This window comes from Pseudomonas fulva, assembly GCF_023517795.1.
Classification (GTDB): Bacteria; Pseudomonadota; Gammaproteobacteria; order Pseudomonadales; family Pseudomonadaceae; genus Aquipseudomonas; species Aquipseudomonas fulva_D.
The window spans coordinates 595,386-617,641 of the sequence record NZ_CP082928.1 but is presented as its reverse complement, the minus strand read 5'-3'; the positions used below and the strand labels follow the sequence as shown (position 1 = coordinate 617,641).

At 60.1% G+C, this 22,256-nt stretch carries 17 protein-coding genes and 5 tRNA genes; 20 read left to right on the top strand and 2 right to left on the bottom strand.

Annotation, left to right across the window (positions count from 1 at the left end; genetic code table 11):
• Nucleotides 1-11 precede the first annotated feature (11 nt).
• The 12 genes from K8U54_RS02725 (at nt 12) to K8U54_RS02670 (ending at nt 14,948) form a co-directional block, all read left to right on the top strand.
• Entirely contained in the window at nt 12-1,109 is a 1,098-nt protein-coding gene (locus tag K8U54_RS02725) for a flagellar basal body P-ring protein FlgI (protein WP_249908762.1), read from the top strand.
• A gap of 12 nt (nt 1,110-1,121) precedes the next feature.
• Nucleotides 1,122-2,345 (top strand): flagellar assembly peptidoglycan hydrolase FlgJ, encoded by a 1,224-nt coding sequence (gene flgJ, locus K8U54_RS02720; RefSeq protein WP_249908761.1) that lies wholly within the window; start codon nt 1,122-1,124, stop codon nt 2,343-2,345.
• 6 nt (nt 2,346-2,351) lie between these two features.
• Nucleotides 2,352-4,397, top strand: a complete 2,046-nt coding sequence (flgK, locus tag K8U54_RS02715) for a flagellar hook-associated protein FlgK (protein WP_249908760.1) — start codon at nt 2,352-2,354, stop codon at nt 4,395-4,397.
• Between the two features lie 168 nt (nt 4,398-4,565).
• On the top strand, nt 4,566-5,840 hold the full coding sequence (gene flgL, locus K8U54_RS02710) for a flagellar hook-associated protein FlgL (RefSeq protein WP_249908759.1): 1,275 nt from the start codon (nt 4,566-4,568) through the stop codon (nt 5,838-5,840).
• 412 nt (nt 5,841-6,252) lie between these two features.
• Nucleotides 6,253-7,755 (top strand): flagellin, encoded by a 1,503-nt coding sequence (locus tag K8U54_RS02705; protein ID WP_249908758.1) that lies wholly within the window; start codon nt 6,253-6,255, stop codon nt 7,753-7,755.
• A 71-nt stretch (nt 7,756-7,826) separates the two neighbouring features.
• The gene (locus tag K8U54_RS02700) at nt 7,827-8,183 is read left to right on the top strand and encodes a flagellar protein FlaG (protein WP_249908757.1); all 357 of its coding nucleotides are present in this window, start codon (nt 7,827-7,829) and stop codon (nt 8,181-8,183) included.
• A 63-nt stretch (nt 8,184-8,246) separates the two neighbouring features.
• Entirely contained in the window at nt 8,247-9,695 is a 1,449-nt protein-coding gene (gene fliD, locus K8U54_RS02695) for a flagellar filament capping protein FliD (protein WP_249908756.1), read from the top strand.
• Between the two features lie 75 nt (nt 9,696-9,770).
• A complete protein-coding gene (gene fliS / locus K8U54_RS02690; protein ID WP_249908755.1) occupies nt 9,771-10,148 on the top strand; it encodes a flagellar export chaperone FliS in 378 nt (125 codons plus the stop codon).
• A gap of 30 nt (nt 10,149-10,178) precedes the next feature.
• Entirely contained in the window at nt 10,179-10,475 is a 297-nt protein-coding gene (fliT, locus tag K8U54_RS02685; protein WP_249908754.1) for a flagellar protein FliT, read from the top strand.
• A gap of 185 nt (nt 10,476-10,660) precedes the next feature.
• The gene (locus K8U54_RS02680) at nt 10,661-12,133 is read left to right on the top strand and encodes a sigma-54 dependent transcriptional regulator (RefSeq protein WP_249908753.1); all 1,473 of its coding nucleotides are present in this window, start codon (nt 10,661-10,663) and stop codon (nt 12,131-12,133) included.
• A gap of 205 nt (nt 12,134-12,338) precedes the next feature.
• The gene (locus K8U54_RS02675) at nt 12,339-13,544 is read left to right on the top strand and encodes a sensor histidine kinase (RefSeq protein ID WP_249908752.1); all 1,206 of its coding nucleotides are present in this window, start codon (nt 12,339-12,341) and stop codon (nt 13,542-13,544) included.
• Between the two features lie 3 nt (nt 13,545-13,547).
• A complete protein-coding gene (locus K8U54_RS02670) occupies nt 13,548-14,948 on the top strand; it encodes a sigma-54-dependent transcriptional regulator (RefSeq protein ID WP_249908751.1) in 1,401 nt (466 codons plus the stop codon).
• Between the two features lie 340 nt (nt 14,949-15,288).
• Here the strand turns inward: K8U54_RS02670 and K8U54_RS02665 are convergent.
• Nucleotides 15,289-15,364 (bottom strand) — tRNA-Asn (locus K8U54_RS02665).
• Between the two features lie 66 nt (nt 15,365-15,430).
• Nucleotides 15,431-16,627 (bottom strand): amino acid aminotransferase, encoded by a 1,197-nt coding sequence (locus K8U54_RS02660; protein ID WP_249908750.1) that lies wholly within the window; start codon nt 16,625-16,627, stop codon nt 15,431-15,433.
• 166 nt (nt 16,628-16,793) lie between these two features.
• Between K8U54_RS02660 and uvrB the strand changes: the two genes are divergently transcribed.
• The 8 genes from uvrB to K8U54_RS02620 all read left to right on the top strand — a co-directional run bounded on the left by uvrB (nt 16,794) and on the right by K8U54_RS02620 (nt 22,252).
• A complete protein-coding gene (uvrB, locus tag K8U54_RS02655) occupies nt 16,794-18,809 on the top strand; it encodes an excinuclease ABC subunit UvrB (RefSeq protein WP_249908749.1) in 2,016 nt (671 codons plus the stop codon).
• Entirely contained in the window at nt 18,806-19,321 is a 516-nt protein-coding gene (locus K8U54_RS02650) for a nucleoside 2-deoxyribosyltransferase (protein ID WP_249908748.1), read from the top strand. Before uvrB ends, K8U54_RS02650 begins: the two co-directional genes overlap by 4 nt.
• Before the next feature lie 194 nt (nt 19,322-19,515).
• Nucleotides 19,516-20,997: a glutamate--tRNA ligase gene (gene gltX, locus K8U54_RS02645; protein WP_249908747.1), complete on the top strand. Its 1,482-nt coding sequence runs from the start codon at nt 19,516-19,518 to the stop codon at nt 20,995-20,997.
• Between the two features lie 146 nt (nt 20,998-21,143).
• Nucleotides 21,144-21,219 (top strand) — tRNA-Ala (locus tag K8U54_RS02640).
• Nucleotides 21,220-21,278: 59 nt separating this feature from the next.
• A tRNA-Glu gene (locus K8U54_RS02635) sits at nt 21,279-21,354 on the top strand.
• Between the two features lie 49 nt (nt 21,355-21,403).
• Nucleotides 21,404-21,479 (top strand) — tRNA-Ala (locus K8U54_RS02630).
• 48 nt (nt 21,480-21,527) lie between these two features.
• Nucleotides 21,528-21,603 (top strand) — tRNA-Glu (locus K8U54_RS02625).
• Between the two features lie 214 nt (nt 21,604-21,817).
• On the top strand, nt 21,818-22,252 hold the full coding sequence (locus K8U54_RS02620) for an acyl-CoA thioesterase (protein WP_249908746.1): 435 nt from the start codon (nt 21,818-21,820) through the stop codon (nt 22,250-22,252).
• Nucleotides 22,253-22,256 lie beyond the last annotated feature (4 nt).

The following is a 22,256-nucleotide window of genomic DNA, read 5'->3' as shown; positions in this document are numbered from 1 at the left end:
GGTAAATGATCATGCGTAAATGGATCATCACCGTCGCTGCGCTGTTGCTGGCCTCGACCGCTCAAGCCGAGCGGCTCAAGGACCTGGCCAGCATCCAGGGCGTGCGCACCAACCAGTTGATCGGCTACGGCCTGGTCGTGGGCCTCAATGGCAGCGGCGACCAGACCACCCAGACCCCGTTCACCGTGCAGACCTTCAACAACATGATGGCGCAGTTCGGCATCAAGGTGCCGGAGGGCGGCAACGTGCAGCTGAAGAACGTCGCGGCGGTGTCCATCCACGCCGACCTGCCGGCGTTCGCCAAGCCTGGCCAGACCATCGACGTGACCATTTCCTCGATCGGCAATGCCAAGAGCCTGCGCGGTGGCAGCCTGCTGATGACGCCGCTCAAGGGGATCGACGGCAACACCTACGCCATCGCCCAGGGCAACCTGGTGGTGGGCGGCTTCGACGCCAGCGGTGCCGATGGTTCGCGCATCACCGTCAACGTGCCGTCGGCCGGTCGTATCCCCGGCGGTGCAACGGTCGAGCGTCCGGTGCCGAGCGGCTTCGATCAGGGCAACACCCTGACCCTGAACCTCAACCGCCCGGATTTCACCACCGCCAAGAACATCGTCGATCACATCAACGAGCTGCTCGGCCCGGGTGTGGCCCAGGCGCTGGATGGCGGCTCGATCCGCGTCAGCGCGCCGCTCGATCCGAGCCAGCGCGTCGACTATCTGTCGATTCTGGAAAACCTCGAGGTCGACGTCGGCCAGGCGGTGGCCAAGGTGATCATCAACTCGCGTACCGGCACCATCGTCATCGGCCAGAACGTGCGGGTGCAGCCTGCCGCCGTGACCCACGGCAGCCTGACGGTGACCATCACCGAAGACCCGATCGTCAGCCAGCCGGGCGCGCTGTCCGGCGGCGAAACCGCCGTGGTGCCGCGTTCGCGCGTCGGTGCGGACGAAGAACAGAAGCCGATGTTCAAGTTCGGCCCGGGTACCACCCTCGACGAAATCGTGCGGGCAGTGAACCAGGTGGGCGCTGCGCCTTCCGACCTGATGGCCATCCTGGAGGCGCTCAAGCAAGCCGGCGCCCTGCAGGCCGACCTGATCGTGATTTAAAGGACACGCGACATGGATACTCGACTCTCGGCCGCCGGCACCAGCACCGTCGACAGCGGTGCCTACACCGATCTCAATCGCCTCAGCCAGTTCAAGGTGGGTGGCGACAATGAGGAGAACATTCGCAAGGTTGCGAAGGAGTTCGAGTCGCTGTTCCTCAATGAAATGCTCAAGACCATGCGTTCGGCCAACGAAGTGTTCGGTGAAGGCAACTTCATGAACAGCAACGAGGCCAAGACCTACCAGGACATGTACGACCAGCAGTTGTCGGTGACCATGGCCGGCAACAAGAACGGTATCGGTCTGGCCGACGTGATGGCGCGACAGATGTCGAAGATGAAGAACGTCAGCGACCGGCCCAACCCGTTCGCCCAGGTCGACGCGCCCGTGCCGGCGGCGCCGAGCAAGCCGCTGGCACGCAGCGAAGCCGCTGCCGACGGGGCGCCGGCGCGGGTCGAGAAGATCGGCGCGGCGGCAGATCCCGAGCGCAACGACATGACGCTGATCAATCAGCGCCGACTGTCGTTGCCAGGCAAACTGGCCCAGCGCATCCAGGCCGGCATCGTGCCGGGCGCCGAGTCGCCCACGGCCACTACAGTGGCCAATACGCCGGCCGGAGACGCCGTTGGCAAGCCGCTGGCCAAGGGCGACTGGTTGCCGGCCAAGGCCTACGCCGCACCGGCCGAACGCCGCCTGAACATCAATGGCAGCGAGGAGATCGCCAGCCGCACGACGTTCAAGTCGGCCAAGGAATTCATGGAAACCATGTTGCCGATGGCCGAGAAGGCCGCGGCCCAGCTGGGCGTCGATCCCACCTACCTGGTCGCCCAGGCGGCGCTGGAAACCGGCTGGGGCAAGTCGATCATCAAGCAGGGCGATGGCAGCAGCAGCTACAACCTGTTCGGCATCAAGACCCACAACACCTGGGGCGGCGATTCCGCCCGGGTGATGACCACCGAATACCAGAACGGCAAACCGGTGAAGGAGGCGGCCTCGTTTCGCTCCTACGAATCCTTCGCCCACAGCTTCGAGGATTACGTGAGCTTCCTGCAGAGCAACGGGCGGTACGAAAAGGCGCTGAGCTCCACCGCCAACCCCGAGCAGTTCGCCCGCGAATTGCAGAAAGCCGGCTATGCCACCGATCCGCAGTACGCCCGCAAGGTTTCGCAGATCGCCCGCAAGCTGTCGACTTACCAGATGATCGCCGCCAACGGCGCGCCCTCGAATCGGGGATGATGAAGCATGGCTGACCTACTGAATATTGGCCTGTCGGGCCTGGCGGCAAACAAGACCTCGCTGTCGGTGACCGGGCATAACATCACCAATATCAATACCCCAGGGTTCTCGCGGCAGGACACCATCCAGGCAACGCGCACGCCGCAATTCAGCGGTGCCGGCTATATCGGCAGTGGCACCACGCTGGTAGACATTCGCCGTAGTTACAGTGAGTTTCTCACCACCCAGCTGCGTAGCAGCACGTCGTTGAACAGTGATGTAAAGGCATATAAGAGCCAGATTGACCAACTGGATTCGTTGCTGGCCGGCACGACTACGGGCATTACGCCGTCCCTGCAGAAATTCTTCTCAGCATTGCAGACGGCCGCCGAGGATCCCTCGAACCTGCCTGCACGGCAGCTGGTGCTTTCTGAGGCTGAAGGCCTGAGTCGGCGGTTCAATACCGTCTACGACCGCCTGAATGAACAGAACAGCTTCGCCAACAAGCAGATGGGTGCCGTTACCGAGCAGATCAACCGATTGGCTGGTTCCATTGCCAGCCTCAACGAGTCAATTTCCATCGCCCAGGCCAATGGCAGTCAGCCTAATGATCTGTTGGATGCGCGCGAAGAAACGGTGCGTCAACTTTCGACCTTTGTAGGCGTCAATGTCGTGGCGCAGAACGACGGCTCACAGAACGTTTTTATCGGTTCTGGCCAGCCGTTAGTAATCGGTAGTAACGCAGCTCGTTTAGAGGTGGTACCGGGTACTAACGACCCGAATCGCTCAGAGATCCAATTCATCGTTGGCTCGGCTCGGCAAACCATAACCACCCAGGTTACAGGCGGGGAGTTGGGAGGCATCTTGCGTTATCGCGAAGACGTGCTGGACAAGACCTTCAACTCTCTGGGTCGCCTCGCACTGTCGATCAGTGATCAGGTCAACAGCCAGTTGGGGCAGGGCTTGGATCTCAAGGGGCAGGTCGGTACCAAGCTCTTTGGTGACTTCAACGAGGAGGCGCTGGCTCGTTTGCGCGTGCTGCCTGCGTCCACCAATAGCAGTAACGCAGCGCCAGTGCTAAACATCACCAACAGCTCGGTATTGACCACCAGTGATTATCGGTTGGAGTTCGACGGCACCAACTACTCGGCGCGCCGCTTGAGTGACAACCAGCCGATGACAGTGACTCAGAATCCGGCTGGTACCCTAAGTTTCCAAGATAGCGCTGGGCGTGATCAGGGTTTCCAAGTAGTCATAGGTTCACCGGCGCCTGCAAAGGACGATTTCTTTGTGCTGCAGCCGACGCGTATTGGCGCGTCGACCATGTCCACAGTTCTAGACCAGGCCGACCAATTGGCCTTCGCCGCGCCGATTCGCTCTGAGGCCAATCTGCAGAACCGCGGTAATGGCGTAATCACTCAGCCAACGCTGCAGACTACTGGCAGTGACATCAATCCGTCGGCCTTGGCAACAGCCTTTCCTGTTACGCCACCGGTTGCATTGACATACGATGCCGCTTCAAACAGTTTCGAGTTGCCAGCAGGTGCGACGTTGACGCGCGTTGACAGCAAGGGGCAGCCGATCATCCCCGCACCTACGCCACAATTCGAGCCTGGTCAGCAGAATAATTACCAACTGAGTATGCCTGGTGGCATTGTTATCAATATGAGTGTTAGCGGCCGTCCACAAGATGGTGATCGCTTCAACATTGCATTCAACTTGAACGGCGTCTCCGATAACCGCAACGCCTTGGCATTGGTGGGCCTGCAAAACAAACAAGTGGTGGGCGTGGATCCCAGTGTTACCGGTATCGCCACCGGCTCCAGCTTTACCGACAGCTATGGCGACCTGATCGAGCGTGTCGGCACGCTGACCGCCCAGGCTCGCCAGGATAACGACGCCACCGGGGCTATCCTCAAGCAAGCTCAGGACAACCGTGACTCACTCTCGGCGGTCAACCTGGACGAAGAGGCAGCCAATCTGATCAAGTTCGAGCAGTACTACAACGCTTCGGCTCAGGTTATTCAAGTTGCGCGCTCTTTGTTCGATACCCTGATTGGAGCATTCCGATAGGGGCATTCAGTTTGATGGTGCAGCTGCATCCAGCTCGATGCATAGCAAGATCGGGCAAACGAGTTAACGATCATTTCGTTCTGACCATCAGCAATGGCTAAATGGTAGAAATCCCCAAAGGGGTGCGGTACCGGTAGATCCCGGGCCGCCAGACAAGGCGAGGCAGTTATGCGTATTTCCACTCTCCAGGCGTTCAACAACGGCGTTCAAGGCCTGCAGCGCAACTACGCCAATGCCATTCGCACTCAGGAACAGATCAGCACCGGCAATCGAATCCTCACTCCGGCCGATGACCCGGTGGCATCGGTGCGCCTGCTGCAACTCGAGCAGCAGCAGAATGTACTGACACAGTACAAGGACAATCTGACGGCCGCGCAGAACAGCCTGACTCAGGAAGACGTAACGCTTAACTCGGTCAATACGGTATTACAGCGGGTGCAAGAGCTCGCCGTACGTGCTGGCGGTGGCTCGCTTAGTGCCGACGACCGCAAGTCGATTGCTGCAGAGTTGCGCGAGCGCGAGGATGAGCTTCTAGGGCTAATGAACAGCAAGAATGCCCGTGGTGAGTACCTGTTTTCAGGCTTCCAAGGCAAGTCGGAACCGTTCGTTCGCAATGCGGATGGCAGTTATAGCTATGAGGGTGATGAGGGGCAGCGCAAGGTCGAGATTGCAAGCTCCCTCAGCGTTCCCATTAGCGATAACGGCAAGAAGGTTTTCCAGAACATCATCAATGCAGGCCGCCTGCAGGCCGCGGTGCCAACTACAGTTGGTACGCCGCCCGTGCCATACACAACGCCTGCAGGGTCAACCCTCAGGACATCGACCCCTCTCGTTCAGGATGAAGTTGCCTTCGCAGGTAACCCCAAGTTCCCTGACGCAGGGATAGATATCGTCTTCAGTGATACCGATCCCAATAGCTATAAAATCTACGATGCCCAAACCGGAGCCGAGTTAGGTGACGGTGCAGTGGACGGCCGTGCGGAGAGCACTGACAAGCTGGTTTTCCGAGGTGTTGTAGTCAACTTCAACGGCACACCAGTTGGCGGCGAGCGTATTCAGATCACCGCGGATCAAAATGCCCAGAAGCAAGGTGTGCTGGACTCCATTGCCAATTTGCGCAAGGCGTTGGAAGGCGAACCATCCACACCTGAGGGCAATTTCGTGGTTCGCGATGCAGTCGCGCAGGCCCTGACGAATTTGTCGAACGCCAGTATCAATGTGGACAGCGCACGCGGGGATATCGGTGCCAGATTGAACATCATTGATAGCGCAAAAGCCGATAACGATGACGTTACCTTGGTCAACAAGTCGACCCAGGCAGAGCTGCGCGAGCTTGACTATGCGGAGGCGATGCCGCGCTTGGCGTTCCAGACATTGATTCTCGAAGCGGCGCAGCAAAGCTACGTAAAAATCAGCGGCTTGAACCTGTTCAATAAGCTTTAACGCTTCCGCCTTGCGTTCGACTTGTGAGGCGTGCCAGCTCGGCGCACACGTCGCGGTGAGTTTTGCATGTGCTGATCAGGCTTTGCTTTTTTAGCCAAACGTTGTTGGGCTGGGAGTTTGCAGCCGCTGGCGTTTATCTCTGCCAGAGGTAATCGCTGATCATTGGTAGCCCTTCAGGCCTTCGCAATCCGGTCGATATCCTTTCTAGCAGGTGCAGTCAGCTACCCAATGCCTGCAGGCGGCACGAGTTGAAAAGGGCTTGCAAAAAAAATTAGCAGGGCCCTAAAGCTTCCACCGAATACGCCGATAAAGACTACGAATGCGAAGTAACTGGGTGCCTGAGCAAGGCGATGGCCCAAGCGCTCGCACCACCCGGCTACCTTTAGTACCCGCCCCTTGGAGGCATGCAATCATGGCACTTACTGTAAATACCAACATCGCGTCGCTGAACACCCAGCGTAACCTGCAGTCTTCGTCCAACTCCCTGGCAACCTCCATGCAGCGCCTGTCTACCGGTAGCCGCATCAATAGCGCCAAGGATGACGCAGCAGGCCTGCAAATCTCTAACCGCCTGACCAGCCAGATCAGCGGCCTGAACGTTGCGGTGCGTAACGCCAACGACGGCATCTCCCTGGCTCAGACCGCTGAAGGCGCTCTGCAGCAGTCCACCAACATCCTGCAGCGTATGCGTGATCTGTCCCTGCAGGCTGCCAACGGCAGTAACGACTCGGTTGACCGCTCCGCGCTGCAAAAAGAAGTTGGCGCGCTGCAAAACGAATTGAGTCGTATCGCCGAAACCACCACCTTCGGTGGTCGTAAGCTGCTGGACGGCTCGTTCGGCGCTACTGCCTTCCAGGTTGGTGCGAATTCGAACGAAACTATCGATGTGACAATTGGTAATGCCAGCTCTAACAAGATTGGTGCATTCACATCTGATAAGAGCGGCAGTGTTCTTGGTACCGCAGTACTCGGTGCTACGGCTACCAATTATCAGCCAAATGGTACAATGACCATCTCCGCCAATGGTAAAGAGTTCAAAGCTCAGGATATGGTTGTGACTGACACAGCCTCTGAAGTTGTGAAGAAAATCAATGCCGCAGGATCGCCAGTTAAGGCCTCTGCTCGTACTGATGCCGTGCTCACATTGTCTGGTAACGTAGGCACGTTCGATCTGAAAATTGAGCTATCTAAATCTGATAATACTAAAGTCGACTCCACTATTGACCTAAAAGGACTAACTAGTGCTGAGCAGGTTGTTAGTGCTGTCAATGCGAGTGGTGCCGGTATTAGTGCAAAAGTAAATGGCAACGGTACGCTTGAAATTAGTTCTGCAGACGGTGCTTCTATGAAGTTCACCGCAAGCGGCATGAGCAATGCAGCTACCCCTGCTGCACTTGTTGCTGCAGATATTAAGCTTCAGGCGCGATCAGCTGAAGACTCTGACGGTGATAATGCGGGCGATCTTTCCGCTGCTCAGGACATCGCTGCAGTTGCAACGGGTGCTATTGCAACAGGTGCCGTTAAACTGAGCTCATCTGCAGCTTATTCATTAACTGGCACTGCTGTAGCTAAGGTAACAGGAGAGTCTGCAGGCACATTGTCAAAAATTAGCGATGTTGATGTAAGTACTGCTTACGGTGCGCAGAATGCTATCGATGTGATCGACGCCGCCATCGCGTTTATCGACTCGCAGCGTTCGGATCTGGGTGCCGTACAGAACCGCTTCGACAATACCATCTCCAACCTGCAGAGCATTTCGGAGAACGCCGAAGCTGCCCGTAGCCGCATCAAGGATACTGACTTCGCTGCCGAAACCGCCACGCTGGCCAAAAACCAGGTGCTGCAGCAAGCCGGTACTGCGATCCTGGCCCAGGCCAAGCAGCTGCCGCAGTCTGTGCTCAGCCTCCTGCAGTAACGCGAGTCGTTACGGAGAAGTAAATAAAGGAGGGGCTAGCCCCTCCTTTATCCATTGATACGAGGTGAATCATGGATATCAACAAAGTCGCGGGCAATACGCTTGTGCAAGCCTCAGCTACGACCAGCCCTGGCAGTCAAAAGGCTTCCGGGGCATCTGCCGTTTCTGCGCAAGCTGCCGATCAGGATGGCCAGTCAACGGCTAGTCGATCCCAGGTTGATTCTGCTGTGGTGGAAATCCACTCTCAGATTCAGAACCTTCAACGGGATCTGAATTTTTCGGTGGATGATTCGACCGGTGACGTGGTAGTGAAAGTCATTGATGGCGAGTCAGGCAAAGTCGTGAGGCAGATACCTTCCAAAGAGGTACTTGAGCTGGCCGCCCGGCTGGAAGATGTGCGTAGTTTGATGTTCGAGGCTAAGGCTTAAGGCACGATTCTTGACTGTGGAAGCTAGTATCACGTAAGTAGCATATTTTTGACGGAGGCTATCATGGCTGGGATAACAGGTATCGGTGGAAGCGGAATTGATATAGACAAAACCGTGAAAACCCTGGTTGCGGCAGAGCGAAGCCCCAAGCAGACCCAGCTTGACAACCTCGAGAAAAAATCCACTACGACCATCACCTCCTTAGGTGCGGTGAAAAGCGCTCTTAGTGAATTTAAAAGTGCACTTGCACTGATCAACAGTCCAGCACTATTTCAGGCTCGAACTGCGACCTCTTCGAAACCTGATGTTTTGACTGCTACCGCTGGTTTGAAGGCTGGTGCAGGCAGTTACCAAGTTGAAGTCAAGAGCTTGGCGAGTAGCAGTAAAGTTGCGCTGGCCTCAATCGCCGATAGCGGTAACGCCACCTTCGGTAAGGGCTCTCTTACCATCAAGGTCGGAAATACCGCTTTGCCAGCTATCACGATCGATTCCAGCAACAATACGCTGACTGGCGTTCGTGATGCCATCAATAAAGCCGGTGCCGAGAAAGGCGTTTCCGCAACGATCGTCAACGATAGCTCCGGTGCACGCCTGGTGTTGAGCAGCACAACCACAGGTGCGGGCGAGGATATATCAGTCGTTGCCGCACCCGATGATGGGACTGGCAGCGTTAATCTTTCGAGGTTGGCTTTCACCGCTCCCGCTGTTGACGATCCCGACCCCGCTGTTGCTGCAGATGAGTCTGCTGCTCGGATAATCACCCGTGCCAAGAGTGCCGAGCTGACCGTTGATGGCCTTAAGGTCGTTAGCAAAAGCAATACTGTCGATTCCGCGATTGAAGGGTTGACTCTCAATTTAAAAACGGTGACGACAGCTGGTGCGCCAATTACAGTCGGTGTTGCCCAAGACAAGGGTGGCGTCAAGACGAGTATCCAAAATTTTGTCGATGCCTATAACAAGTTGATGGGGGTGATGAGTGCTGAAACCAAGGTCACTTCAGTAGGCGAGGGCAAGGCACCTTTAGCAGCAGGCTTGGTCGGTGATGCAATGGCTCGCGGGATTATTAGTGCTGTACGTGCCGAGTTGGTCAGTGCACCGGAAGGAAGTGGCGGGGTACGTTCACTTGCCGATCTGGGCATCACTACCCAAAAAGACGGGACGTTGGCGGTTGACAGCGCGAAGCTTGACAAGCAGTTGACTGACAATTTTGAGTCCATTTCTTCTCTTTTTACCGGTGATTCGGGGTTGGCTGCACGGTTGTCGAACAAGGTCGACCCATACGTGCAAACAGGAGGCGTGATCGAGCAGCGCGACAAGGCTTTACGGACAACCTTGACCAGTATCGATAAGCAGAAAGAGTCGCTCAATCTACGCATGCAGGCCCTGGAAACTCGCTTGTTCAAGCAGTTCAACGCCATGGACATGATGTATGCGCAATTGTCCAACACGGCTTCCAGCTTGGCCTCTTCTCTCGAAAATATGCCGTGGGCCTCTGGTAACAGCAAAAAATGATGGCTTAAGGCATCAAGGTTTTGCAGCGCTTACCGATACATTAGGTAAGTGGTTTGATGCCTGAGGAGGTGCCTCGTGAGATCTATGGCTGCAATGAAGCAATACCAGCGTGTGGACGTCCAAGCTCAAGTGACCGAAGCTAGCCCGCATCGTCTCATCCAAATGCTGATGCAGGGTGGGCTTGATCGGATCTACCAGGCGAGAGGCGCACTTGAGCGCGGGGCTTTCTCTGAAAAGGGCGAGCTGCTGGGCAAGGCAATCGCGATCATCGGTGGTCTGCGAGAAGCGCTGGATCGAGAGGTGGAGGGCGATTTGGTCGCAAACCTGGATAAGCTTTACGAGTACATGATCATGCGTTTGCTCGAGGGCAATCGCGTTAATGACCCGGCCAAATTGGATGAAGTCGCTAGCTTGCTTCGAGAAGTAAAGTCCGGCTGGGACGCTATCGCCTAACTTCCCGGAATAGTGATAGGGAATTTCTCAATGAACACATCCGTTCTGCGCCTACAGACTACTGGTACTGCCATGCGTGACGCTCTAGCCACCCAAGATTGGGCAGCTATCGGGGAGCTGGATTTGCAATGCAGGCAGGCTGTCGACGATGCCATGGTTGATGCCGCTGACGATGACGGTGTATTGCGTGAGCGAATGCAGGAGCTTTTGGATCTTTACAAGGAACTGGTCGGTGCTTGTAAGGCTGAGCGCGAGCGTCTGGCGCTCGAATTAATCCAATTGAACCAGTCCAAGCAGGGCGCAAAGATCTATCAGCTTTTTGGTTAAGGGCGTAGCTTGCTATTGCTATTTTCTGCATGCTCGGATTGATCTTTTTGCAAAATCCCTCCATTTAGTTCTGATTTAAAATTTTAACGCCATAAAATTGACTAAGCGCCAATAATTTACTTTACTGCTGGCTATATGCCGGCGCTAGAGCGCTTGGTGGCTTTCTCTCTTTGGGCCGAACAACTATGTGGCGTGAAACCAAGCTTCTGCTGATCGACGACAACCTCGAACGTCGTCGCGACCTTTCAGTAATTCTTAATTTCCTTGGTGAAGACCATCTCGCTTGCGGCAGCAGTGAGTGGCGTGACGTCGCGGAGCAGATCGACTCCAGCAGAAGCATCCTGGGCGTCCTGCTTGGCGAGGTGCAGCTCAAGGGCGGGGCGTTGGATCTGCTCAAGCAGTTTGCCGCTTGGGACGAAAACCTGCCGGTGCTGATGCTGCACGAGCATGCCACCACGGATTGGCCGGACGATTTTCGTCGGCGGGTGTTGGCGACTCTGGAAATGCCGCCCAGCTACAACAAACTCCTCGATTCTCTGCACCGTGCCCAGGTCTATCGCGAGATGTATGACCAGGCGCGTGAGCGTGGTCGGCAGCGCGAGCCCAATCTGTTTCGCAGCCTGGTAGGCACCAGCCGCGCCATTCAGCATGTCAGGCAGATGATGCAGCAGGTGGCTGATACCGAAGCCAGCGTGCTGATTTTGGGCGAGTCGGGCACCGGCAAGGAAGTGGTCGCGCGCAATCTGCACTATCACTCCAAGCGCCGCGAAGCGCCGTTCGTGCCGGTCAACTGTGGGGCCATCCCGGCTGAGTTGCTGGAGAGTGAGCTGTTCGGGCATGAGAAGGGCGCTTTTACCGGCGCAATTACCAGCCGGGCCGGGCGTTTCGAGCTGGCCAACGGCGGCACGCTGTTCCTCGACGAGATTGGCGACATGCCGTTGCCCATGCAGGTCAAGCTGCTGCGGGTTCTGCAGGAGCGCACATTTGAGCGCGTGGGCAGCAACAAGACCCAGAACGCCGACGTGCGCATCATCGCCGCGACCCACAAGAACCTCGAGAGCATGATCGAGAGCGGCAGCTTCCGTGAGGATCTGTACTACCGCCTCAACGTATTCCCCATCGAGATGGCGCCGCTGCGTGAGCGTATCGAAGATATCCCGCTGCTGATGAACGAGCTGATCTCGCGCATGGAGCACGAGAAGCGTGGCTCCATCCGCTTCAACTCGGCCGCCATCATGTCGCTCTGTCGCCATGACTGGGCGGGCAACGTTCGTGAGTTGGCCAACCTGGTCGAGCGCATGGCGATCATGCATCCCTACGGCGTGATTGGTGTGGGCGAGCTACCGAAGAAATTCCGTCATGTCGATGATGAAGACGAGCAACTGGCGGCTAGCCTGCGTGATGAGCTGGACGAGCGTGCGGTACTGACCTCGTCGGCGCCATCCGTGTTGTCGGCGGCGATGCTGCCGGCCGAGGGGCTGGACCTCAAGGATTATCTTGGCAATCTCGAGCAGGGACTCATTCAACAGGCCCTTGATGATGCCGGTGGTGTCGTTGCTCGCGCTGCTGAGCGGTTGCGCATCCGCCGTACCACGCTGGTCGAGAAGATGCGCAAGTACGGCATGAGCCGTCGCGAAGACGAGATGGGCGACGACTGACTCGCCTGTCCTAAATCTTTCAGGGTGGGCTACAGCCCACCTGTTCCCTCAGAGCATTAACGCTCTTGCAGTCAGTCAATTGACGGTCTGCTGCCCATTAAATCCTTATGCTATTGAAAATAAAGAGTTTTATTTTCAGGCATGAGTATTGCTATCTCCTTGGCAAATGACCGCCTTCTGACGGCTCGCCACGCGAGAGAGTGCAATGAAACCAAGCCCGCAACGTCATGTTTCCCTGGATACCTCATCGCCGGTAGGTGCGGAGCGTGGGGAGCTGGAGCAGTCGCTGGCCTTGTTCGAGCAGATGTCGAGCCGGCTAGGTAGCTCGTACAGCCTCTTGGAAAATCGCGTCAATGAACTGACTGGCCAGCTTGCCCAAGTCACTGAGCAGCGTGTGCAGGAGCTCAACGAAAAGGAGCGCCTGGCCAATCGCCTGCAAAGCCTCTTGGATTTGTTGCCGGGCGGCGTGGTGGTCATCGATGGCCATGGCGTTGTTCGCGAAGCCAACCCGGTAGCGCGGCACATGCTGGGTGAGCCATTGCTTGGGCGGCTCTGGCGGGACGTGATCGCCCAGCGTTTCGCCCCCCGGCATGATGATGGTCACGAAATTTCCCTGGCCGATGGCCGGCGTCTGTCGATTTCCACCCGCTCGCTGCAGGGCGAGCCAGGCCAGTTGGTATTACTGACCGATCTGACGGAAACCCGTCGCTTGCAGGATCAGCTGTCGCGGCACGAGCGGCTGAGCGCCATGGGGCGTATGGTTGCCTCTCTGGCGCATCAGGTGCGCACGCCGTTGTCGGCGGCGCTGCTGTATGCCAGTCACCTGACCGAGCAGGTGCTGCCGGCCGAGCAGCAGCAGCGCTTTGCCGGACGCTTGAAAGAACGGCTGCATGAACTCGAACACCAGGTGCGCGACATGCTGGTGTTCGCCCGCGGCGAGCTGCCACTCGCGGACCGACTCGATCCCGCTCGATTGTTCGAGGCGCTCAGGCAGGCCGGCGAGTCGGTGGTGCAGGGCATCGACGTTCGCTGGCAGTGCGATGCCCGGGGTGGCGAGCTGCTCTGCAACCGCGACACGCTGGTGGGTGCCCTGCTGAACCTGGTCGAGAACTCGATCCAGGCAGCGGGGCAGCGCGTGCGCCTCAAGGTGCATGCCTACCGGCGCGGCTCCACATTGCGTCTGTGTATCAGTGATGACGGCCCCGGTATCGATGCGCTGACGCTGGCGCGCCTGGGCGAACCGTTCTTCACCACCAAGACCACCGGCACTGGCCTCGGGCTGGCAGTGGTCAAGGCAGTCGCTCGCGCTCATCAGGGCGAGCTGCAGCTGCGTTCGCGGCCAGGTCGCGGTACCTGCGCCTTATTGATTCTGCCGCTGATTACCCCAGCGCACCCCACGATTCAGGAGTGACCCATGGCTGCCAAAGTCCTGCTGGTTGAAGACGATCGCGCACTGCGCGAAGCCCTGGCCGACACCCTCGAGCTCGGTGGTCATGATTACCGGGCCGTCGACTGCGCTGAAGCGGCGCTGGTCGCCATCGCCCAGGAGCCGTTCGGACTGGTGATCAGTGATGTGAACATGCCGGGCATGGATGGTCATCAGCTACTCGGCGCCATCCGCGAACGCCAGCCACAGTTGCCTGTACTGCTGATGACTGCTTTCGGCGCTGTCGAGCGTGCCGTCGAGGCGATACGCCGTGGGGCGGTCGACTATCTGGTCAAGCCGTTCGAGCCCAAGACCCTGCTGTCGCTGGTGGCGCGCCATGCACTCGGGCGTGCCAGCGACTCGGAGCAGGACGGTCCGGTGGCCTGCGAGCCGGCCAGTCTGCAACTGCTCGAGTTGGCGGCACGGGTCGCCCGTAGCGATTCCACCGTGCTGATCAGCGGCGAGTCGGGGACCGGCAAGGAGGTATTGGCCCGTTATCTTCATCAGCAGTCGCAGCGCGCCAAGGGGCCTTTCATCGCCATCAACTGCGCGGCGATCCCGGACAATATGCTCGAAGCCACCCTGTTCGGTCACGAGAAGGGCGCCTTCACGGGGGCCGTCGCCAGCGCGCCGGGCAAATTCGAACTGGCCGAGGGCGGCACCATACTGCTCGATGAAATTTCCGAGATGCCGCTCGCCCTGCAGGCCAAACTGTTGCGTGTGCTGCAGGAGCGTGAGGTGGAGCGGGTCGGCGGCCGCAAGCCGATCAGCCTGGACATCCGCGTGCTGGCGACCAGCAACCGCGACCTGGCGGCCGAGGTGGCGGCGGGGCGTTTTCGTGAGGACCTGTTCTATCGCCTTTCGGTTTTCCCCCTGGCCTGGCGGCCGCTGCGTGAGCGTCCGGCGGATATCCTGCCGCTGGCCGAGCGGCTGCTGGCCAAATATGTGAAGAAGATGAACCTGGCACCGCTGCGCCTTTCCCCCCAGGCGGTCGCCTGCCTGACCCGCCATGCCTGGCCGGGCAACGTGCGCGAGCTGGACAACGCCATCCAGCGCGCGGTCATTCTCCAGCAGAACGGCGTTATCGAACCTCAGGATCTGTGCCTGACCGCGCCGATCGGTTTCGCTCAGCCGTCCCAGCCTCCGCTGGCGGTGGTGCCAGGCGTGGCGATGCCGGTAGTGCCGGACGCCAGCGTGGCGGATGGCGCCTTGGGTGAGGACCTGCGGCGCCGGGAGTACCAGGTGATCATCGATATCCTGCGCGCCGAGCGCGGGCGTCGCAAGGAGGCGGCCGAGCGCCTGGGCATCAGCCCGCGCACCCTGCGCTACAAGCTGGCGCAGATGCGCGATGCCGGGATGGATGTCGAGGCGTATCTCTACGCCAGCTGAGCTCGCGCAAGGCTTGAAATGTCGGGCCTGTACAGAAACGGCGCTCGAGCTTCGTGGGAACGGGCCATGCCCGTGATTTCGCGCGCATGGCGCGCTCCCACCGTGAATAGGCGCCGACAGTCCTCCCCGTACCACTACCGCTCTTCGGCATGCTATGGCCCGATGAGGTTTAGCGGGTAGGGCGGATTCAGGAGCGAAGCGAACAGTCCGCCAACCCATATCGATCCTGCCACAGCGGCAACGGCGTACTGCTTCGCGAGTACGCCCTACCGCGCTGGCACCCAGAGGCAGCTTTTCGGCAGGCATTAAAAAGCCCCGGATCAACCGAGGCTTCTGAATTTGGCTCCGCGACCTGGACTCGAACCAGGGACCCAATGATTAACAGTCATTTGCTCTACCGACTGAGCTATCGCGGAACAACGACGCGTATCCTACTGATTACGAAGGGGAAGTCAAGCATCTGCCGACTTCCCCCAGGCAACTTACAGAACGGCAGCGATGGCCTTGGTCACCACCGGCAGGTTACGGGTGTTCAGGGCCGCCACGCAGATGCGGCCGGTGCCCACGGCGTAGATGCCGAATTCGCTGCGCAGACGCTCGACCTGCTCGGTGGTCAGCCCCGAATAGGAGAACATGCCGCGCTGCTCGGCGACGAAGCCGAAGTCGCGCTTGGCGTTCAGGTCTGCCAGCTGCTCGACCATGGCCAGGCGCATGGTGCGGATGCGATCGCGCATTTCACCCAGCTCGGTTTCCCACATCACCCGCAGTTGCGGGTTGTTGAGCACGGCCGCGACCACGCTGGCACCATGGGTCGGCGGGTTGGAGTAGTTGGTGCGGATCACCCGCTTGACCTGGGACAGCACACGGCTGCCTTCGTCCTGGTCGCCGACCACGATGCTCAGGGCGCCGACGCGCTCGCCGTACAGCGAGAACGACTTGGAGAACGAGCTGGAGACGAAGAAGGTCAGGCCAGATTGGGCGAACAAACGTACCGCCGCGGCGTCTTCTTCAATACCGTCGCCAAAACCCTGGTAGGCGATGTCGAGGAAGGGTACATGCTCGCGTTCGCGCACGATTTCCAGCACCGCCTGCCAGTCTTCGGGGGTCAGGTCGACGCCGGTCGGGTTGTGGCAGCAGGCATGCAGCACGACGATGGAGCGCGCCGGCAGGTTCTTCAGGTCCTCGAGCAGGCCGCCACGGTTCACGCCGTTGCTGAAGGCGTCGTAGTAACGGTAGTTGCGCACCGGGAAACCGGCGGCTTCGAACAGGGCGCGATGGTTCTCCCAGCTCGGGTCGCTGATCGCCACGGTGGCGTCGGGCAGCAGGCGCTTGAGAAAGTCCGCGCCGGTCTTCAGCGCGCCGGTGCCGCCAATGGCCTGGGTGGTGATCACCCGTCCCTGCTGGATCAGCGGCGAGTCGTTGCCCAGCAGCAGCTTCTGCACGGCCTGGTCGTAGGCGGCGATGCCTTCGATCGGCAGGTAGCCACGGGGGGCGCGGGCAGCGGTGAGCGCCGCTTCCGCTTCGACCACGGCGCGCAGCAGCGGGATGCGACCTTCTTCGTTGGTGTAGACACCCACGCCAAGGTTGACCTTGTCAGGGCGTTTGTCGGCGTTGAATGCTTCGTTGAGGCCCAGGATGGGATCGCGCGGAGCCATTTCGACGGCGGAGAACAGACTCATGGGGGCGGCAGCTCTGTGGTGAGGTGAGTATCGAGCAACCCGGCAACTGGATTAGGGGTTGCGCAAGCGGGCCGTTAGTATAGCGGCCCATATTCGGTGTCGCGACAGCGTACATCAGGTATGACGCACGTGTTGTCGTGGCGTCACAGCCTTTGCAGAGGTATTTATGTCCGAGTTCCAACTGGTCACCCGTTTCGAGCCTGCCGGCGACCAGCCCGAGGCGATCCGGCAGATGATCGAGGGCCTTGAAGCCGGGCTTTCGCACCAGACGTTGCTCGGCGTGACGGGCTCCGGCAAGACCTTCAGCGTGGCCAACGTCATCGCCCAGGTGCAGCGTCCGACCCTGGTGCTGGCGCCGAACAAGACCCTGGCGGCGCAGCTGTATGGCGAGTTCAAGTCGTTCTTCCCGAACAACGCGGTGGAGTATTTCGTCTCCTACTACGACTACTACCAGCCCGAGGCCTACGTGCCGTCGTCGGATACCTTCATCGAGAAGGACGCCTCGATCAACGACCATATCGAGCAGATGCGCCTGTCGGCGACCAAGGCGCTGATCGAGCGCAAGGACGTCATCGTGGTCTGCACCGTGTCGTCGATCTACGGCCTGGGCAGCCCCGAGGAGTACCTGAAGATGGTGCTGCACCTCGACCGTGGCGACAAGATGGATCAGCGCGCGCTGCTGCGCCGCCTGGCCGAGCTGCAATACACCCGCAACGACATGGATTTCGCCCGGGCGACCTTCCGGGTGCGTGGCGACGTGATCGACATCTTCCCGGCCGAATCGGACCTGGAAGCGATCCGCGTCGAGCTGTTCGACGACGAGGTGGAGAACATCAGCGCCTTCGATCCGCTGACCGGCGAGGTGCTGCAACGCCTGCCGCGCTTCACCTTCTACCCCAAGAGCCACTACGTGACGCCCCGCGACACGCTGCTCGAGGCGGTGGAGAAGATCAAGGTCGAGCTCAAGGATCGCCTCGACTACCTGCGCGGCGCCAACAAGCTGGTCGAGGCCCAGCGCCTGGAGCAGCGCACCCGTTTCGACCTGGAGATGATTCTCGAGCTGGGCTACTGCAACGGCATCGAGAACTACTCGCGCTACCTGTCCGGCCGCCCGTCGGGGGCGCCGCCACCCACGCTGTACGATTACCTGCCGGCCGAAGCGCTGCTGGTGATCGACGAGTCCCACGTCAGCGTGCCCCAGGTCGGCGCCATGTACAAAGGCGACCGTTCGCGCAAGGAAACCCTGGTCGAGTACGGCTTCCGCCTGCCCTCGGCGCTGGACAACCGCCCCATGCGCTTCGAGGAGTGGGAAGCCGCGTGCCCGCAGACCATCTTCGTTTCCGCCACGCCGGGGCCCTACGAGGCCGACCACGCCGGGCGGGTGATCGAGCAGGTGGTGCGCCCCACCGGCCTGGTCGACCCGGAAGTGGAAGTGCGCCCGGCGCGCACCCAGGTCGACGACCTGCTGTCGGAGATCAACAAGCGCGTGGCCGCCGAGCAGCGCGTGCTGGTCACCACCCTGACCAAGCGCATGGCCGAGGACCTGACCGATTACCTGGCCGATCATGGCGTCAAGGTGCGCTACCTGCACTCGGATATCGATACGGTCGAGCGGGTGGAGATCATCCGCGACCTGCGCATCGGCACCTTCGACGTGCTGGTCGGCATCAACCTGCTGCGCGAGGGCCTGGACATGCCGGAGGTCGCCCTGGTGGCGATTCTCGACGCCGACAAGGAAGGCTTCCTGCGCAGCGAGCGCTCGCTGATCCAGACCATCGGCCGCGCCGCCCGTAACCTCAACGGCCGGGCGATTCTCTACGCCGACAACATGACCGGTTCCATGGAGCGCGCCATCGGCGAGACCGAGCGGCGCCGGCAGAAGCAACTGGCCTTCAACGAGGCCAACGGCATCGTGCCCAAGGGCGTGGTCAAGGACATCAAGGACATTCTCGAAGGTGCGGTGGTGCCGGGTGCGCGCAGCAAGAAGCGCAAAGGCATGGCCAAGGCCGCCGAGGACAATGCGCGCTACGAAGCGGAGCTGCGCTCGCCGGCGGAGATCACCAAGCGTATCCGCCAGCTGGAGGACAAGATGTTCGAATTGGCCCGCGACCTGGAATTCGAGGCGGCGGCGCAGATGCGCGACGAAATCCAGAAGCTGCGTGAACGGCTACTCGCGGTATGAGTGCGGCAGCTCACCCAAGGGTCTACCTGGCCGGCTTCGACGTGTTCAGGAGCGATGCCGTGGAGCGGGGCGAGTACCTCAAGCGTCTGTGTCGCGAGCAGGGGCTCGAGGGGCTCTATCCGTTCGATAACGAAGTGCCCGGGGGCCTGGCGCCCGCCGAGCAGGCGGCGCAGATCTGCCGGCTCAACCTGGCGATGATCCGTGATGCCGACGCCGTGCTGGCCAACCTCAATCCCTTTCGCGGCTCGGAGCCGGATTCCGGTACCGCATTCGAGGTCGGCGCGGCGGTGGCCCTGGGCAAGCCGGTGTGGGCGTACTTCCAGCCGAAGGGCAGCATGCGCCAGTGGTTGCCCGGTGACGCAGCGGGCCGTGATGCCGATGGCTACTTCATCGAGGATTTCGGCCTGCCGCGCAACCTGATGCTCGCCTGCTCCTGGGCAGGCTGCAGCGCCAGTGTGGAGGAGGGCGCCGCGGCGCTGGGTCGCTATCTGCGTGGCGCTTCGGGCATCTGACCCGGCGGCCCGCCATGGTGCCACACTCGCCAGCGGCCGGCGCCCAGCTTCGCTGGAGCCAGCCGGGGCTGGCCTGTTAATATTCGTTCCCTTCGCTTTCTCGCGTCATCCATGGCGCCTGCGCCGACCGCTCATGCGGTCTGGGTGCGGGGCCAGCCCATGCCATTTTCAGTCTTACCTGCTCGGGACTTTCCATGACCACCGTTCGTACCCGCATCGCTCCGTCGCCCACCGGCGATCCTCACGTCGGCACCGCCTACATCGCCCTGTTCAACCTGTGCTTCGCCAGGCAGCACGGCGGCGAGTTCATCCTGCGCATCGAGGATACCGATCAGGTCCGTTCGACCCGCGAGTCCGAGCAGCAGATCTATGATGCCCTGCGCTGGCTGGGCATCGAGTGGAACGAAGGCCCGGACGTCGGCGGCCCCTATGGCCCGTACCGGCAGAGCGAGCGTGGCGAGATCTACCGCAAGTACGCCCTGGAACTGGTCGAGAAAGGCCATGCCTTCTACTGCTTCTGCACCCCGGAAGAGCTCGACCAGATGCGTGCCGAGCAGATGGCCCGTGGCGAGACGCCGCGCTACGACGGCCGCGGCCTGCTGCTCTCCAACGAGGAAGTGCAGCGCCGCCTGGCAGCGGGCGAGCCCCACGTGATCCGCATGAAGGTGCCGAGCGAGGGCGTCTGCGTGGTGCCGGACATGCTGCGCGGCGACGTGGAGATCCCCTGGGATCGCATGGACATGCAGGTGCTGATGAAGACCGATGGCCTGCCGACCTACTTCCTGGCCAACGTGGTCGACGACCACCTGATGAAGATCACCCACGTGTTGCGCGGCGAGGAGTGGCTGCCGTCGGCGCCCAAGCTGATCCTGCTGTACGAATACTTCGGCTGGGAAAAGCCGCAGCTGTGCTACATGCCGCTGCTGCGTAACCCGGACAAGAGCAAGCTGTCCAAACGCAAGAACCCGACCTCGATCACCTTCTACGAGCGCATGGGCTTCCTGCCCCAGGCGATGCTCAACTACCTGGGCCGCATGGGCTGGTCGATGCCGGACGAGCGCGAGAAATTCACCCTCGACGAGATGATCGCCAATTTCGACGTACAGCGCGTCTCCCTCGGCGGGCCGATCTTCGATCTGGAGAAGCTGTCCTGGCTCAACGGCCAGTGGATGCGCGACCTGAGCGTCGAAGAGTTCGCCGCTGGCGTGCAGAAGTGGGCCTTCAACAGCGACTACCTGATGAAGATCGCGCCCCACGTGCAGGGCAGGGTGGAAACCTTCAGCCAGATCGCGCCACTGGCCAGCTTCTTCTTCGCAGGCGGTGTGCAGCCGGACAAAGCACTGTTCGCCCACAAGAAGCTGTCGGACGATCAGGTACGCCAACTCATGCAGTTGGTTCTATGGAAGCTCGAAGCGCTGCGCCAGTGGGAAAAGGAGCGCATCACCGGGTGCATCCAGGCGGTGGTCGAGCATCTGGAGCTGAAACTGCGTGATGCCATGCCACTGATGTTCGCCGCCGTCACCGGCCAGGCCAGTTCGGTATCGGTGCTCGACGCCATGGAGATTCTCGGCCCGGACCTTACCCGTTTCCGCCTGCGCCAGGCCATCGAGCTGCTCGGTGGCGTGTCGAAGAAGGAGAACAAGGAGTGGGAAAAACTGCTGGCCAGCATCGGCTGATTTTCGGCCGCCGGTCGCCGTGGGCGGCCGGCAGCCAGCGGTTTGCGGTAAGTGTTTGTTATGTCAGCGAAAAAAAATGCACCACCGGCTAAAATTTTGTTGACAGGGTGCAGGGGCGCACTTAACATGCGCCCCGTCCTCGAGATGGGGCTATAGCTCAGCTGGGAGAGCGCTTGCATGGCATGCAAGAGGTCGACGGTTCGATCCCGTCTAGCTCCACCAATCTCGGATGCCACAACCGGTTCTAAGGAGCGGGTTGAGTTGTAAAGAAGGGCATTTGCGTCCCCTTCGTCTAGTGGCCTAGGACACCGCCCTTTCACGGCGGTAACAGGGGTTCGAGTCCCCTAGGGGACGCCATTATTTCCAGCTGCAGTGCTTAGGCATTGCAGCCAGACCGCAAGGTTCTGGGGCTATAGCTCAGCTGGGAGAGCGCTTGCATGGCATGCAAGAGGTCGACGGTTCGATCCCGTCTAGCTCCACCAATCCACGACAAGGCCAGCCGAGTGCTGGCCTTGTTCTTCGAAGGTTTCGTCCCCTTCGTCTAGTGGCCTAGGACACCGCCCTTTCACGGCGGTAACAGGGGTTCGAGTCCCCTAGGGGACGCCATTTTTGCCCGCTCTGCGGGATTTTTAAGGGTCACTTCTCACGAAGTGGCCCTTTTGTTTTTGCGCGCCCGAAAAGTGCTGGCCGCTTTGTTGATGCAGACCTTGCGTTGCGCAAGGCTTAGCCCCTAAGGTCAGGCTCGTTCCGTCGACAAGGGAAGCCACCCCATGAAGCTGACTCACACCATTGCAGCGCTGCGCGCGCTGGGGCGTCTGCCATGAACTGGGATCGCCCTGATCCATTCACCATCGACCTGCTGGTCGGCAGCGAGGATATCGACGGCCTCGGCCACGCCAACAACGCCGTCTACGTGACCTGGTTGGAACGCTGCGCCTGGCGGCATTCGCAATCGCTGGGGCTGGACCTAATCGAGTATCGGCGTCTGGATCGGGCCATGGCGGTGGTGCGCCACGAGATCGACTACCTGAGCAGTGCCTACGAAGGCCAGGCGTTGCAGATGGGCACCTGGATCGTCGCATCCGATCAGCGTTTGAAGATGGATCGCTGCTTTCAGCTGATACGTCCCCAGGATGGCGCCACCCTGCTGCGTGCCCGTACCACCTTCGTGTGCATCGAGCTGTCCAGCGGACGGCCCAAGCGCATGCCGGCCGAGTTCGTCGAGGGCTATGGCAGGGCATTGCTGCCCGCCTGAGTGG